The 15,117-nt window shown below is 53.5% G+C and carries 12 protein-coding genes; 8 read left to right on the top strand and 4 right to left on the bottom strand.

The window, feature by feature from the left end; all coding sequences use genetic code 11:
• Position 1 precedes the first annotated feature (1 nt).
• The 5 genes from lpdA to KDC22_RS18430 all read left to right on the top strand — a co-directional run bounded on the left by lpdA (position 2) and on the right by KDC22_RS18430 (position 5,199).
• Positions 2-1,414 carry a dihydrolipoyl dehydrogenase gene (gene lpdA, locus KDC22_RS18450; RefSeq protein WP_173139523.1) on the top strand — a complete coding sequence of 471 codons (1,413 nt, stop codon included), beginning with the start codon at positions 2-4 and terminating at the stop codon, positions 1,412-1,414.
• Between the two features lie 162 nt (positions 1,415-1,576).
• Entirely contained in the window at positions 1,577-1,882 is a 306-nt protein-coding gene (locus KDC22_RS18445) for a hypothetical protein (protein WP_211719954.1), read from the top strand.
• A 390-nt stretch (positions 1,883-2,272) separates the two neighbouring features.
• Entirely contained in the window at positions 2,273-3,067 is a 795-nt protein-coding gene (locus KDC22_RS18440) for a thymidylate synthase (protein WP_173139519.1), read from the top strand.
• Complete coding sequence (locus KDC22_RS18435) at positions 3,064-3,555, top strand: dihydrofolate reductase (protein ID WP_211719953.1); 492 nt, start codon at positions 3,064-3,066, stop codon at positions 3,553-3,555. The genes KDC22_RS18440 and KDC22_RS18435 overlap by 4 nt, the downstream gene beginning before the upstream one ends.
• A 156-nt stretch (positions 3,556-3,711) precedes the next feature.
• The gene (locus KDC22_RS18430) at positions 3,712-5,199 is read left to right on the top strand and encodes a glutamate synthase subunit beta (RefSeq protein ID WP_173139515.1); all 1,488 of its coding nucleotides are present in this window, start codon (positions 3,712-3,714) and stop codon (positions 5,197-5,199) included.
• Between the two features lie 104 nt (positions 5,200-5,303).
• Here KDC22_RS18430 and KDC22_RS18425 read toward each other — a convergent pair whose 3' ends face one another.
• Positions 5,304-7,307 carry a methyl-accepting chemotaxis protein gene (locus KDC22_RS18425; protein WP_211719952.1) on the bottom strand — a complete coding sequence of 668 codons (2,004 nt, stop codon included), beginning with the start codon at positions 7,305-7,307 and terminating at the stop codon, positions 5,304-5,306.
• 492 nt (positions 7,308-7,799) lie between these two features.
• On the opposite strand from KDC22_RS18425, the gene KDC22_RS18420 reads away from it, so the two are divergent.
• From KDC22_RS18420 to KDC22_RS18410, 3 genes are all read left to right on the top strand, one after another.
• Positions 7,800-9,530: a proline--tRNA ligase gene (locus tag KDC22_RS18420; RefSeq protein ID WP_211719951.1), complete on the top strand. Its 1,731-nt coding sequence runs from the start codon at positions 7,800-7,802 to the stop codon at positions 9,528-9,530.
• 66 nt (positions 9,531-9,596) lie between these two features.
• Positions 9,597-10,013, top strand: coding sequence for a hypothetical protein (locus KDC22_RS18415; protein WP_211719950.1), 417 nt, complete (start codon positions 9,597-9,599; stop codon positions 10,011-10,013).
• Between the two features lie 97 nt (positions 10,014-10,110).
• The gene (locus tag KDC22_RS18410) at positions 10,111-12,387 is read left to right on the top strand and encodes a type IA DNA topoisomerase (protein ID WP_211719949.1); all 2,277 of its coding nucleotides are present in this window, start codon (positions 10,111-10,113) and stop codon (positions 12,385-12,387) included.
• Positions 12,388-12,438: 51 nt separating this feature from the next.
• Here KDC22_RS18410 and KDC22_RS18405 read toward each other — a convergent pair whose 3' ends face one another.
• The 3 genes from KDC22_RS18405 to KDC22_RS18395 form a co-directional block, all read right to left on the bottom strand.
• Positions 12,439-13,173 carry a DsbA family protein gene (locus KDC22_RS18405; RefSeq protein WP_211719948.1) on the bottom strand — a complete coding sequence of 245 codons (735 nt, stop codon included), beginning with the start codon at positions 13,171-13,173 and terminating at the stop codon, positions 12,439-12,441.
• 102 nt (positions 13,174-13,275) lie between these two features.
• Complete coding sequence (locus KDC22_RS18400) at positions 13,276-14,028, bottom strand: HAD family hydrolase (protein ID WP_211719947.1); 753 nt, start codon at positions 14,026-14,028, stop codon at positions 13,276-13,278.
• Between the two features lie 27 nt (positions 14,029-14,055).
• On the bottom strand, positions 14,056-14,916 hold the full coding sequence (locus KDC22_RS18395; protein ID WP_211724100.1) for an ArsR/SmtB family transcription factor: 861 nt from the start codon (positions 14,914-14,916) through the stop codon (positions 14,056-14,058).
• Positions 14,917-15,117 lie beyond the last annotated feature (201 nt).

Genomic DNA, 15,117 nt, shown 5'->3' with positions numbered 1-15,117 from the left:
AATGGTAGTCGGAGACGCTTCAATCGAAATCGACACATTGGTAATTGGTGCAGGTCCCGGCGGGTATGTGGCGGCCATTCGTGCCGCCCAGCTCGGCCAAAAGGTCATCATTGTAGATAAATCGGAACTCGGCGGCGTATGTCTGAACCGCGGCTGTATTCCTTCCAAAGCCCTGATCTCGGCTGCTCATCAGTTCGAGGCGGCCCAGCACGGTGAAGTATTCGGTGTTACTGCCGAGAACGTCAAAGTGGACTGGTCCAAAACCCAGGCCTTCAAAAACGGCGTAGTCAAAAAAATGACTTCCGGCGTGACCAGCCTGATGAAAGGCAACAAAATTGAAGTATTCAGTGGTGAAGCTATGTTCATCAGCGCAAACGAAGCCCGTTTGTTCAATGATCATGAATCCCCGCGCTACAAATTCAATAACTGCATCATCGCGACTGGTTCCCGTCCGATTGAGCTGAAGCCATTCCCGTTCGGCGGACGTATTCTGTCCTCCACGGAAGCGCTGGATCTGCCTGAAATTCCAAAGAGCATGATCGTAATCGGCGGCGGCTACATTGGTGCAGAGCTTGGCCAGATGTACTCCAAATTCGGCACCAAAGTAACGATCATTGAAGGTCTGGACACGGTCCTGCCTGGCTTCGACAAAGACATGACCCGTCTGGTTGCCAAGAATATGGCGAAGACCGGAATTGAAATTGTAACGAACGCCAAGGCGGAAAGTGCAGTTCAGAACGATAAGGAAGTTACAGTGAAGTATTCTGTTGGCGGCGAGTCCAAGGAAGTAACAGCTGAGTACCTGCTGGTAACAGTAGGCCGTCGTCCTAATACTGACGGCGAACTGGGCCTGGATCTGATCGGCGTTGAGCTGGACGACCGTGGTCTGGTCAAAGTTGACCATCAGGGACGTACTAATATTCCTAATATTTTCGCTATCGGCGACATCGTTCCTGGTCTTGCCCTGGCGCACAAAGCTTCTTACGAAGGCAAGATTGCTGCTGAAGCGATCGCCGGACACAAATCGGTTGTTGACTACAAGGTGATGCCGGCTGTAGTGTTCACAGATCCGGAATGCTCCAGCGTAGGTCTGACTGAGAAAGAAGCGAAGGATAAGGGATATGCAGTCAAGAGCGGCAAGTTCCCGTTCGCAGGCAACGGCCGCGCCGTTTCCCTGAATGCTCCTGAAGGCTTCATCAAGATTGTAGCGAAGAGCGACAACAATCAGGTGCTTGGCGCGCAAATCGTCGGTATCGAAGCCTCCAACCTGATCGCTGAGCTGGGTCTGGCGATTGAGATGGGCGCAACGCTTGAGGATATCGCACTGACTATCCATGCACATCCAACCCTTGGCGAGATCGTCATGGAAGCGGCTGAGCTGGTAGAAGGCCACCCGATTCACGTAATGAAATAATAACGCTTAAGCTTATGCGGTAAGAATATAAGAGGATGTTCCCGAAGCCATGTAGAATGGTTAAGGGGACATCCTCTTTTCAATCGGCAGCTGGAGGAATGAGAGCTACCTGCGATTGCTGAAAGTGGAGCTTAATGATTTGGGGGTAGGGGAGGACAGAGCATGAGGAACGAAGGGCCAGAGCAGGTGCTGGAAGTGCAGAGGGTGCTTGAGCAAATAGTTGCCAAACAGATTCCTGTACATGTTGGCTGTCAGCTCTTAACGGCGATGTTGCATAATGGAAATGAATGGGTCTGGAGTGATTTTGACGAGTATTATAGCTTGTTAGCAGACATTCCTTTACCTGATCAGTACCTGATGTGGAATCAAGAGGCATTGCTCGTTAAGCTTAAGAAACTGGATTTATATGAGGAGCAGGTGATACACCTGGCAAAGCGCCTATACGATGAATTGAAGTCTCAAGAGTGAATGAAAACTTACAAGTTCATTCTATATAAGCATTAAAGAAATAAACAAAAAGCAAAAGAAGCGGAGGGGAAATTTGGAACTGTAGGAGCGGTAGCGACCGCCTTTGTCACCGGATTTCACCCGCGGCAGCGGATTAGATCAAGAAATCTGGTGACAACAGCGGCCGGAAGTCCAAATGTTCACCGCAGTGACGACGAAGCTTCAAGTTCAAAATTTAAGTCAATCTTATATATAGTTATTTCCTTTATTATCAGTCATTTAGGATTAATAGCTTGTGTTAGTATTTTCCTGCTGTAGGAAATTGTATTTTCTGTGCGCGAACAAGTTACAAGGATAGTCTGCTCATGGTAAACTAATAGAAGAAAAAAAGAGAGTGGGGTGCGATACTTCTTGCGCAATTACTTGGATTTATTGCAGGATATTCTGGATAACGGTACAGCCAAAGGCGACCGGACCGGTACAGGTACAGTGTCTGTATTCGGGCGTCAGCTCCGCTTCGATCTGTCGAAGGGCTTCCCGCTGATGACCACCAAGCGCATCCATCTGAAGTCGGTGGTGCATGAGCTGCTCTGGTTCCTCAAAGGGGATACCAATACTTCCTATTTGAAGGAGAATGGAGTCTCCATCTGGGACGAATGGGCGGATGAGAACGGTGAACTGGGGCCGGTGTACGGTTCGCAGTGGCGGGCCTGGGAGAGCAAGGACGGGCAGCATATTGATCAGATTGCGAATGTGATTGAGGCGATTAAGCATAATCCGGATTCACGGCGGCATATTGTCAGTGCCTGGAATGTAGGCGAGATTGAGCAGATGAAGCTTCCGCCGTGTCATTTTGTGTTTCAGTTCTATGTAGCGGACGGCAAGCTGTCCTGTATGCTTACCATGCGTTCGGTAGACACCTTCCTGGGGCTTCCCTTTAACATTGCCAGCTACGCGCTGCTTACGCATATGGTTGCCCAGCAGACGGGGCTTGCGGTCGGAGAATTCATCTGGTCAGGCGGAGATGTGCACATATATACAAATCACATGGAGCAAGTAGCCACCCAGCTCGCGCGCGAGCCATATGCGTTGCCGGAGCTTAAGATTCGCAGAGTACCTGACAGCATTTTTGATTATACCTATGAGGATTTCGAGTTCATCGACTATGTCCATCATCCGGGGATCAAGGCACCGGTTGCTATATGAGTATTACCATGATTTGGGCGATGGCCGCGAATGGCATAATTGGTAAAAATAATGATATGCCCTGGCATTTGCCGCTGGATTTCGCTTATTTCAAAGCAGAGACCCTCGGCAAAAGGATGCTGATGGGCCGTAAAACATGGGAGTCTCTTGGCAGCAAGCCGCTTAAGGGGCGCACCAGCCTGATTCTGACGCGGGACCGGAGCTTCGCACCCGAAGGGGCCGAGGTGGTGCATTCGCTGGAGGCTGCGCTTGCGGAGGGCCGCAGGGAGGATGAACTGATGGTGATCGGCGGAGCCGAGATCTACAGCCTGATGCTGCCTTATGCCGATAAGCTGCGTGTTACACGGATCGAAGCAGAGATTGAAGGCGACACGAGGTTCCCGGAGGTGGACTGGAGCCAGTGGAATGAAGTCTCCAGTACTGCGGGGATCAAGAATGAGCAGAACCCTTATGATTACCGTTTTTTTGTATATGAGCGCAAGGAATAATGATGAAGCGTTTTCTCTGACATAAGATGTGAAATAGTACAAATAATCAGCAGATTAGTCCATTACAGTGCGAAAGTATTGAATGCTAATATAATTAAAATTAGAAATGGTGTACTATACATCAACATGAAGAGAACGGATGGGGGAAACGTATATATGTCTACACCTACAGGATTTATGGAGTATAAGCGCCAGCTCCCAGGAGACCGGGACCCGGAGCAGCGCGTGAAAGATTGGGAGGAGTTCCACGAGCATCTGAGCGAGGACGAGCTTCGGACCCAGGGTGCCCGTTGTATGGATTGCGGGACACCGTATTGCCACACCGGTGTGGATATGAGCGGCGGTACTTCAGGCTGTCCCGTGCATAACCTGATCCCGGAGTGGAACAATCTGGTCTACCGGGGCTTGTGGAAGGAAGCGCTGGAACGCCTGCACAAGACCAATAATTTCCCTGAATTTACCGGCAGCATTTGTCCTGCACCTTGCGAGGGCTCCTGCACCGTCGGTTTGATTGGACAGCCTGTTACGATCAAGACTATCGAGCTGGCTATCGTAGATAAGGGCTTCGAAGAGGGCTGGGTCGTTCCAAGCCCGCCGGAGAAGCGTACAGGCAAACGGATCGCCATTGTCGGCTCCGGCCCGGCAGGTCTGGCGGCGGCTGCCCAGCTGAACAAAGCGGGCCACACAGTAACGGTCTTTGAGCGCAGTGACCGGATCGGCGGCCTTCTGATGTACGGCATTCCGACGATGAAGCTGGACAAACGTGTCGTACAGCGCCGGGTGGATCTGCTGGCTGCTGAAGGCGTGGAGTTCGTAGTGAATACGGAGATTGGCAAAGACATTCCGGCGCAGCAGCTGGTTGATGAATATGATGCCGTTGTCCTCTGCGGCGGAGCTACCAAAGCGAGACGCTTCAATGTGGAAGGCAATGATCTCAAGGGTGTAATGTACGCCATGGATTACCTGAACGGAACGATCAAGAGCTATCTGAACTCCAACCTCGAGGATGGCAATTACGTTTCCGCCGCAGGGAAGGATGTAATCGTGCTCGGCGGCGGTGACACAGGTTCCGACTGTGTGGCAACCTCCTTGCGCCATGGCTGCAGCAGCATTACCCAGTTCGGTACGCATGACAAAGCTCCGCTTACGCGCGACCCGATTGCCAACCCTTGGCCGCAGTTCCCTAACGTCTATACTCTGGATTATGCCCAGCAGGAAGCCAAAGCCGTCTTCGGCGAAGATCCGCGTGAATTCTCTATCATGACCACGAAGTTCGTCGGGGATGAAGAAGGCAACCTTAAGGAGCTGCACACGGTACAAATCCGCCGGATGGTGGATGAGACCGGACGAAAGATCTACCAGCCGGTTCCGGGAACCGAGGCTGTCTATCCTGCTCAGCTTGCGCTGATCGCGATCGGCTTCGACGGACCGGAGCAGGATATCATTGAGGAGCTGAAGCTGGATACGGACCGCCGCACCAATGTGAAGGCCCGTTACGGCAAATTCAATACGAATGTGGATAAAGTATTTGCAGCCGGAGATATGCGCCGCGGACAGAGCCTGGTGGTCTGGGCCATTAATGAGGGCCGTGAAGCCGCACGTGAAGTGGATAAATACCTGATGGGTTCGACTGTACTTGCTTAACCCAATATGCACAATAAAAGCCGTCCTCTCAGCATTGCTGAGAGACGGCTTTTATTGTGCTGCTATTGTACTGCTAGTACGCTGCTATGTCATTGAATGAAAGGCTAGTCTTCCAGCTTGAACCGTTCAATCTTATGCTGCAGATCGCCAGCCATCCTGGACAGCTCAGTAGAGGAGGCAGAGATCTCTTCCATGGAGGCGAGCTGTTCTTCTGTAGCTGCCGTTACGCTCTGGAAGGCGTCTGAGGTGGAACGGGAGATGGCCGAGATCTCGTGCACGGAAGCAGCGACCTCCTGCGCTCCGGCTGACATCTGCTCGGTAATGGCCGAGATGTCATGCAGCTGGTTGTTGATGGCGGCCGTGGAATGTTCGATGCTGATGAAGGCTTCTTTGGCTTCGGCGGTCACCTGAATGCCCAGCTCCACATCGGCTGCAACGGTATGCCGGATGGCTTCATAGGTCTGGTCGATCAACCGGGTCATCTGCTGCAGCGTATCCTGGATATCTCCGGCGGTATTCTTCGATTGATCGGCCAGCTTCCGAACTTCTGAAGCCACGACTGCGAAGCCCCGGCCCTGCTCCCCGGCACGGGCAGCTTCAATGCCGGCGTTCAGCGACAGGAGATTCGTCTGTACGGCAATCGTCGTGATGGCACTGCTCATAGCGGACACCTCATTGTTCAGGCCGTTTAATTGCCCGATCAGCTCCGAAGAGTGGTGCGTAGAGGTGCGGATGGCATCCATTTGCTGGCTGACCTGTTCCATCCTCCGGCTGCCGCTGCGAACGTCAGCTTCAGTGTTCGCGGAAGAATCGACGATAGAGGCGGCGGCTTCGGCGATCTTTTGGATACCGGATGACATTTCCTCCATCGCACGCGAGGTTTCTGCCATGGCCGAGGTCTGCGTCTGCGCACCTTCGGAGGACTCCTGCACCATTTCAGCCACGTAAGCGGTAGCCTTGGAGTTCTCTTCTGTGGTGGCATTCAATTGCTGGCTGGAGGCTGCGAGTTGTCCCGAGGTGTCCGAAATATCCGATACGATGCTGCGCAGGGAGCCAACCATCTGGTTGTAATTCTGTGCCAGCTGACCGATTTCATCCACCCGGTTGATCTGGATCTGCTCATTCAGATAGCCTTCGCTTACCCGCTGTGCGGAACGGTTCAGACTGCGGATCGGCTTCGTAATGGAACGGACAAACAGGTACATCAGGGTCAGGGCGACAATCAGGGCAACGGCCAGAACCATAAGTCCGGTATAGATAATCGGCTTTGAGGCATCCGAGAATTCTTGGGTAGGCAGAATGCCGACAATTTTGAAGCCGGTGTTCGGGTCGGTTGTATAATAACCCTGCATGTCCATCTCAGTGTCCGGATTGGTGTAGTGCAGCTCACCACTGTCGTTAACCAGCATCTTCACTACATAGTCTGCTACATCCTCACCTGCGGCCTTGTCGGGATGGGAGACGAATTTATGATTCCGGTCCACAATGTAGAAGTAGCCGGTTTCACCCGGTCTGGTTTTATGGATTCTTTCACTCATAGCCTTCAGATTGAGGCTGGTGGTGACAGCTCCTTTGCCATCCTGCAGCGAATGGGAGATAAACAGCGTATAGTTGCCGGTGGTTGCCGAGACAAAAGGATCAATGATTGTAGTGGTACCCGCATTCTGCATGGACGCCTTATACCAGTCCCGCGTGCGCGGATCATAATCCTGCTTGCCGGGGTCCGGGGCTTTCATCCACGCTCCCTGCTGGTTGCCCACTGTAACAATCTCAAGCTCGGGATGTGCCTTCATGAACTCTTCGATCAGTGTACGGGTTTCGGGAGCATGAGCATCGACTGCGGAGGACTCAATCTGGCGGCTGAGCAAATCAACATTCCGCATAGCGGCGGATACATATTCATGGATGGTGCCGGCGACCAGATCGACACTGGAATGTGTGGCTTTTTGCATTTTGGTTTCCAATTCCTGTTTAGCACTGGAATAAGAAAAATAACTGACCAGGAGGATCGGGATCACCAGCATAATGGTGAACAGCATCATCATTTTTCGTTGCAGCGATCGTGATCTTAGCTTGTGTTGGATGAAGCGGTTGACTGACTTGAACATTGGAATGGTTCCCCCTCTGGTACATGGAAATCGGCTGGTAGCATCGGTAGCCGTTTCTCTCTGAATGACTCTACTCATATATTCGGTTTATCGACACATTTTTTTCATATCTTAAGTCATTTGATGAAAATATTTAATTGCATTTACAATCCATTATCACTGGCTTGACGGAGGAGTGAATATCGTATAGATTAAGAACCATATTATAACGGAAAAAGCGTTGACCAAGGACCTGGTATCCGTAACCGCCGGAAACAGAGAGGGGATTCACCGGCTGAAAGATCCCCCGAAGAGCGTGAGAGACCATCCTGCCTTGGAAGCTGCAATCTTATGTAGAGTTGTGCATCAGACTGCCGGCCCCGGCCGTTACCCGGAGTTGAGGATCGCAGGTTATTTCTGCGGTTGAACCAGGGTGGTAACACGGCGCATTCGTCCCTGACGGATGCGTCTTTTTTGCGTTTTCATATTCTATTGAGAAAGAGGCTGATTTGTATGCGCCAAAGTCATCTATTCGTTACCACTCTACGCGAAGCCCCTGCTGAAGCAGAGACCAGGAGCCATCAGCTGCTGCTTCGTGCCGGATATATCCGGCAGCTGGCTGCCGGGGTATATACCTATATGCCCCTGGGACGGAAGGTACTGCGCAACATCGAGACTATCGTCCGTCAGGAAATGGAGGCATCCGGCGCACAGGAGGTCCTGATGCCTTCCCTGCAGCCTGCGGAGCTATGGAGACAATCCGAACGTTATAAGGTGTACGGCAAAGAGCTGATGAAGCTTCAGGACCGACATGAACGTGAGTTCGTGCTTGGCCCTACCCATGAAGAGGTAGTAACGGAGCTTGTACGCGGAGAGATTAACTCTTACCGGAGGCTTCCGGTTACGGTCTATCAGATCCAGACGAAGTTCCGGGATGAACGCCGTCCGCGCTCCGGGCTTCTGCGGGGCAGAGAGTTCCTCATGAAGGATGCCTACTCGTTTGATACAGGCTGGGAGGGGCTGGATCTGACCTATCAGGCGATGTACAGCGCTTATGAACGGATCTTTGACCGCTGCGGCTTGAAGTACCGGGCAGTGCAGGCGAATGCCGGTGCGATTGGCGGTAAGGGTCAAAATCATGAATTCATGGCCTTGTCAGAGATCGGCGAGGATACGCTTGCCGTCTGCACCCTTTGCGGGTATGCTGCGAATCTGGAGCAGGCTGAAGTGCGGCGCGGTACCGCCCGTCCAGCACAGGATTGTAGCGGAAGGCCTGCACCTGAGAAATTCCACACCCCGGATCAAAAGACCATTCAGCAGCTGGAACAGGAGAGTGGGATCAGGCCGGAGGAGATCATCAAGACGATCATTTATACAAGCGGCAGCAGTGCTTTTGCCGTGCTGGTCCGGGGAGATCATGAGGTCAACGAGCTGAAGGTGCAGCAATACCTGGGCTGCGGAGAGATCGCGCTGGCTGAGCATGACCGTGTACAGGAAGTCGCTGGAGTCGGAGCCGGTTATGTCGGACCGGCCGGATTGTCCATACAAATCCTGGTGGATGCTGCCATTGCAGATATGGCCGAGGCCGTCACAGGTGCGGGAGAGAAGGATTACCATCTGCGCGGAGTTGTGCCCGGCCGGGACTTCCCGCTTACACATGTAGGAGATTTCCGCAGCGCCGCTCCTGGCGATGTCTGCCCGCACTGCGGCGGAGGCGGGCTTGAATTCCATCAGGGCATTGAGGTGGGGCGTGTCTTCAAGCTTGGTACGGTCTACAGTGAGAAGCTGGGGGCGGGCTACCTGGATACTGACGGCCGCAGCCAGCCGGTGGTTATGGGCTGTTATGGCATCGGCATCTCCCGGCTGCTGTCCGCGGTGGCAGAGCAGAACAATGATGAGCAAGGGCTGAGCTGGCCGCTGGCCCTGGCTCCATATACGGTTCATATCCTGCTGATGTCTGCCAAAGATACAGAGCAGCGTGAGCTGGCCGAAGCCATGTATGTACAGCTCACCTCTCTAGGCATTGATACGCTGCTGGATGACCGGGATGAGCGGGCAGGCGTCAAATTCAAGGATGCCGGGCTAATCGGTATCCCGGTGGCGCTGGTTGTCGGCAAGTCAGCCGCAGAGCAGAAGGTTGAATATATGGACCGCCGAGCCGGCAGCAAGGAGATCGTGGATATTGGCGAGGCCGTGCTGCGGGTAAGCGCTCTGCGTACCGCTCCGGATGCAGCTTTTATGTGATGAACCGGTCTGGTAAAATAGGGGAAATGCTGCATGAATTCGCCGCCTGGGAGAGGAGGGAGATACATGTTTGGAAGCTTGAGACGCCGGCTTGACAATGCCAGACAGATGCAGAGAATGCGTAATGAGCATCCGGAGGAAATCCGCCGCCTGCTGGAAGAGCGGGCCAGGGAACAGCAGGCCGAAGTAGAACCTGCACCCGTAAAGTCCGGGCCCTATATTCTTTTCTTCCGCATGGTGCTGTACATTCTGGCGGTGCTGATTGTACTGATTGCCTTCATCGGGGGACCGCAGTCTAATGCCCCGGTGTTCACACTGCTTAGCTTTGGCCTGCTGCTGTCGGTCCTGTTTCTGGGGGCGGGGCTCGCTCATCCCGCTATCGTTTTTTTCCGGAAGAAGCGCTCCAGGGAATTTGCACTTGAGCTGTTCGGGCTGCTGAGTGCGGCGCTTGTTCTTTTGATGACCGTATTCCGTAACAGGTAGCCGTCCTCTTAAAGAGGGGAGCCGTTCACCGCCCATTAATGGTATAATAGACAACTGGACGTATTTTGGTAGAACCAAGGGTAAGGAGCGATTATTTTTGAAGACACTCATTATTGCGGAGAAACCGGACATGGGGCGGAATATCGCCGCCGCAATAGAACCGAAGGCCAAAAATTACCGTTCCTATCTGGAAGGGGAGCAATACATCATCACCTGGGCCATCGGGCATCTGATCGGCCTGGCAGAGCCCGAGGCTTACGACAACAAATATAAAAAGTGGAACATTCACGATCTGCCTATCATCCCCGAAGAGTTCAAGTTGTTGCCGAATGCACGTACGCTGGACCAGCTGAAGGTGATCGGGGAGCTGGCGAAGCGCAGCGATCTGCTGGTGAATTCCTGCGATGCCGGGCGTGAAGGCCAGCATATCTTCTCCCTGATCCAGCGCTATCTGGAGCTGAACCAGCCGGTGAAGCGGCTGTGGATCTCCGACCTGACGCCGGAGACGATCCGCAAAGGCTTCCAGGAGCTGAAGGACGGTGCGGAATACGAGAATCTGACCAAAGCGGCCAGAGCGCGCAGCGAGGCGGACTGGCTGATCGGGATGAACGGCTCGCGCGCTTTTACGACCAAGCATAATGTTCTGCTCTCTGTAGGCCGGGTGCAGACACCGGTGCTGGCCCTGATCTATGACCGCCAGAAGACCATTGAGGCCTTCTCTTCGCTGAAGTTCTTTGAAGTGGAGGGACATTTCAGCCAGAATGAGCTGGCCTACAAGGGAATGTGGCAGGGGGAGCGACTGACGGACGGTGCCAAGGCGGAGGCGCTTGCAGCCAAGGTCAAGGGGAAGCCCGCCAGGATTAACTCCTATGAGGTGAAGGAAACCAAGGAATACCCGAACAAGCTGTACGATTTGACGCTGCTGCAGCGTGAGGCGAACGGGAAGTACGCTTTCTCCGCCAAAAAAACACTGGATATCGCTCAGGCGTTATACGAGAAGCATAAAGTGATCTCATACCCGCGTACCAACTCCAACTATGTTACGGAGCAGAATATTCCGGAGATGCACAAGACGCTGTCGGCCCTTCAGGGTACGCAGTACGATGAGTGGGTGAAGGGGGCCAACCGCAATCTGGTCCACAAAGGCAACAAGTTTATCTGTAATCCCTCCAAGGTTGAGGATCACCATGCGATTCTGCCGACCAACCGTAAAGCGAACGGGTTAAGCACAGATGAGGCCAAGCTGTACGATCTGATCGTCCGCCGGTTCCTCTCCCAGTTCTATCCGGCTGCTGAATACAAGGTTCATACGGTGATCACCGAGGTGGAGGATGAGAAGTTCAAGACTACGGTCAAGGAGCTGCTCAGCCTCGGCTGGAAGGTGATCTACGGGGACCAGAAGAAGGACAAGTCCAGACCGGCCAAGGGCAAAGGCAAGGAGGACGAGGAGGAAGAGGAGCTTGAGGTGAACGAGCCGTTCTCGATTGCTGCGGACGGTGAAGTATACTGCAGCGATGCTATCGTGAAGGAGAAGGATACCCAGCCGCCGAAGCACTACACGGAGGGTACGCTGCTGAAGGCGATGGAGAGCGCCGGCAAGCAGATCGAAGACGAAGAGCTGCGTGATGCCATGAAGGATTCAGGGCTGGGCACTCCGGCGACCCGGGCGGCCACGATTGAGCGGCTGAAAAATGTCGGATATGTGGAGATGCAGGGTAAAAAAATCGCCATCACCCAAAAGGGCAGGACGGCGATTGAGCTGATCCGCGGGGCTGGCGTGGAGCTGCTGACCTCCCCGGAAATGACCGGGCAGTGGGAGCGCCGCCTGAATGAGATCGCGCGCGGCACCGCGGCGGACGGACAATTCATGGAGAACGTCAAACGGTTCGCCTCGATGATTGTGGACAAGGTCCGGGCGCAGTCCCGGGCAGCCAAGACCTCCTTTGAGGGAGATACCCCTTCCTTGAACGGGGGCGCCAAAGGCCGCAGCTCTGCTGCCGCGCCGCGCAAGGCTGCTGAACGCAAAGCAGCCGACAAGCCCGTAGCAGCAAGAAAGCGCAGCGGGTCCTCTGCGGTTGCCGTGAAGAGTGAGGATACAGGGCCGAAGATCATTGGAGCCTGTCCGCGTCCCGGCTGCGGCGGTATGATCTTCATGGGACGGAAGGGCTACGGCTGCTCCCATTACAAGGAAGGCTGCAAGTTCGTAATTTGGAAGGAGAATCACGGCCGCACGCTGACCGACACCCAGGTCAAGGCCTTGATCGAGAAGGGCAGAACCGGGAAGCTCAAGCTGACCGGTGAGGATGGCGCGCCGCTTGAAGGCAAGCTGGTGCTGAACAATATGGATACCGGCCAGCTGGCCGTGGAATCCTAATTCCTGCATACAAAAGCGCCCCGGCCTGTTCTTCCCGGCCGGGGCGCTTTGTTATTTGTTCAAAGCCGCTTCAATGGCGGCGCTCAAGCCCTCATAAGAGGAATCCGGCAGCAGCACGCCGTTCACCATGAACTTCGGCGTGCCGTTCACGCCGTAAGCGCCGGCGATTTTGAAGTCTTCTTTTACATCGTACATATAAGTATGGTTCTTCAGGTCCTGCTCGAATTGTCCATAATCAATGCCTTCAATATTGTCCTTCACGAACCCCAGGATGAACTTCTGGGTTGCCCAGATCTCGCTCTCATCGCCCTGATTGGCATAGAGCTTGTGGAGATATTCCCAGAACTTCTCATTGCTCTGCCGGTGGATGGCTTCCCCGGCACTGGCGGCCAGGTAGGAGTCCCGGTCGATGAAGGCAAAGTTCATGAAGTAGAACTGGACCTTGCCGGTATCCACGTAGTCCTTGATGAAGGTATCCAGATAAGAGGCGGTCCAATTTTTGCAGGCCGGGCATTTGAAATCCGCGAACTCGATCACCTTCACCCTGGCGTCTTCCTTGCCCAGATGCGGCTGTTTCTCATACTTCAGCCCGTCGACAACGATCTTTCCCTTCACATCGGTGTAATTAGGGAGACTATCCAGCCCGGCCGTGCCGGACGATTTGCCGTTCGTAAGAATGAAGACAAAGATTGCGATCAGCAGCACTGCAATGACGGCAAGCAGCATAGGGAGCATCCGCCCGTTGCCCCGGGTATTCCTGGAATGATTCGGTTTGGGTTTGTTCATGACCAGCCTCCTGCACGATATGACAATCTACCCAAATAGTATAATCATACCGGCAGCAGGCTGCCTATGTCATTTGTAACACCCGCTAAGGGAAGCAGGCCATCAGCTGTGATGCTCACGCAGGGCAGCCGTACGGATGACCGGAGGAACCTCGTGAATGGCAGAGATCGTCAGCACGGACTGCTGCATCTCCCGCTGAAGCTCAATCAGATTGTAGAGCCATTCATTGGGCTGCTTCAGATAGATGCTGTTGATGCCGGCAGTCAGAGCGGGAAGCACATCGGTACGCAGGGAGTTGCCGATCATCCAGGTGATTTTGCGGTCGAAATGATGGGTCGTCAGGATATGCTCAAGCGCCTCCACATTTTTGTGCTGGCGGATATAGATCCGGTCATCGAAATAGGCGTCCAGCTTCATTTGGGCGATTTTGCGCTGCTGAATGGAGTCGTCGCCGCCAGTGTAGAGGTAGAGGGAATGACCGTCCTGCTTGAGGGTGTCCAGTGTCTCCACCATTCCGGGATAGGCTTCCACCTCTTGGTCATATACGCTCAGCCCCAGCTTCATGAGCTGCTGCTCCTCGAAGGAGTCAGCCTTGCGGTTATATTTGCTGCAAAAATACCGGTAGGTGGCAATCAGGGATTTCGGGAAATTGTCGCTGGCAAGTCCGCTGGTGCTGACTGTCTCGACATCAATCTCTACCTGCTTGCTGCGGAATTCGCTGATTGTGGGTCCGGCATCGCTGAACCAGTCGGACATAAGCTCGAAATACCGCCCAAGAATGAGGTCGAAATATTTGTTGCAATGCACCAGGGTGTCGTCCAGATCGAAGATTACTTGTTGGGTCAAATATTTCATACGGCTCACTCCTAAATGTGTGTTCTATTATATACGGATGTAGGACTCCAGGAACATCTGCAGCTCCGAAGCCCCGTCAGGCCGGATGCTGTAGCGTTCGGTGCCTTCGCCGCGCAGATGTACACGCAGAAGTCCGGCGACCCGCAGACTGAGCAGATGATGCATCAGCATTTCACGGGACAGGTTCAGCTCCGCCTGCATTTCCCACAGCGTCTTCGGTTCATTCGCCACGAAGCGCAGCAGCCTCAGCCGGGTTGGATCAGAGAGAGCCTGTGTTAAGCGAAGCAATACCGTAGGCGGCTCCTCCTCATTGTCTGAAGGGACATCTACCGGATATTGCACAAGCATGAGGTTCTTATAGAAGCAATAGGTGTTAATCGGCCGGTTATGGACCGTAGGCAGCAGCACAATGGTCTCCAGCTCCGGGATATCCTCAATGACAATACCGCCGGAAGCATATTCAATCAGCGGGACCATGTCCATTTTGCTCTCCAGCATTTTTTTCTCAGACGCGTCTTCAATCAGCAGCGGCAGCAGCGTATGCTCCACGTGGCGGAAATAATGCTCATACCATATCCGCAAGAGAGGCGTATACCCGTTCTTGATCCGCGTGCATTCTTCCGGCGTTAAGCTATGGAAAAAGGGTCCTGTACGCAAGAGGCATTCTTCCAGGGAGGAGCTCTCCAGCTCATCCAGGAACTGCAGCACCTTGGAAGCCTCGCCCCGGCTGTAAGCCCAGGCATAGAGGACATCATAATCTTCGAACGGCCACTCGGCGGCCTGCTTCAGGGCAGTCAGCTGCATAGGTGTGAAGCGGCCGTCTACCTCCCGGATCCAGTCCGTGCCGATCTCCAGATTGGAGGTCCATTTCTTAGTTACATATAACATGAAACTGTCCAGCAGTTCATATACGGGAGAAACATCAATTTTGAGTTCATACTTCTTCAAGCCGGGGTCACCTCCAAAAAATCAGTCACTTCTATATATTATCTCTTGTTTTGAAGAAGGTTGTCTACTATAATGTTCCGTGTTTGCCTGATGAGGCCGGTTTCTAATACCACTGAATGATACAGGAGGATTTATTCGTGC

Origin of the sequence: Paenibacillus tritici, assembly GCF_018207515.1 — a bacterium.
In the GTDB taxonomy this organism is placed as follows: domain Bacteria; phylum Bacillota; class Bacilli; order Paenibacillales; family Paenibacillaceae; genus Paenibacillus_AQ; species Paenibacillus_AQ tritici.
The sequence above is the reverse complement of the archived record's forward strand: the minus strand, read 5'-3'. Positions and strand labels throughout refer to the sequence as shown.

What these genes read in the sequence shown, in the direction of transcription:
- KDC22_RS18425 (WP_211719952.1), bottom strand. Translation starts at nt 7,307, where the DNA reads ATGTTCAAGTCAGTCAACCGCTTCATCCAACACAAGCTAAGATCACGA.
- KDC22_RS18420 (WP_211719951.1), top strand. Translation starts at nt 7,800, where the DNA reads ATGCGCCAAAGTCATCTATTCGTTACCACTCTACGCGAAGCCCCTGCT.
- KDC22_RS18400 (WP_211719947.1), bottom strand. Translation starts at nt 14,028, where the DNA reads ATGAAATATTTGACCCAACAAGTAATCTTCGATCTGGACGACACCCTG.
- KDC22_RS18445 (WP_211719954.1), top strand. Translation starts at nt 1,577, where the DNA reads ATGAGGAACGAAGGGCCAGAGCAGGTGCTGGAAGTGCAGAGGGTGCTT.
- lpdA (WP_173139523.1), top strand. Translation starts at nt 2, where the DNA reads ATGGTAGTCGGAGACGCTTCAATCGAAATCGACACATTGGTAATTGGT.
- KDC22_RS18435 (WP_211719953.1), top strand. Translation starts at nt 3,064, where the DNA reads ATGAGTATTACCATGATTTGGGCGATGGCCGCGAATGGCATAATTGGT.
- KDC22_RS18430 (WP_173139515.1), top strand. Translation starts at nt 3,712, where the DNA reads ATGTCTACACCTACAGGATTTATGGAGTATAAGCGCCAGCTCCCAGGA.
- KDC22_RS18395 (WP_211724100.1), bottom strand. Translation starts at nt 14,916, where the DNA reads ATGTTATATGTAACTAAGAAATGGACCTCCAATCTGGAGATCGGCACG.
- KDC22_RS18415 (WP_211719950.1), top strand. Translation starts at nt 9,597, where the DNA reads ATGTTTGGAAGCTTGAGACGCCGGCTTGACAATGCCAGACAGATGCAG.
- KDC22_RS18405 (WP_211719948.1), bottom strand. Translation starts at nt 13,173, where the DNA reads ATGAACAAACCCAAACCGAATCATTCCAGGAATACCCGGGGCAACGGG.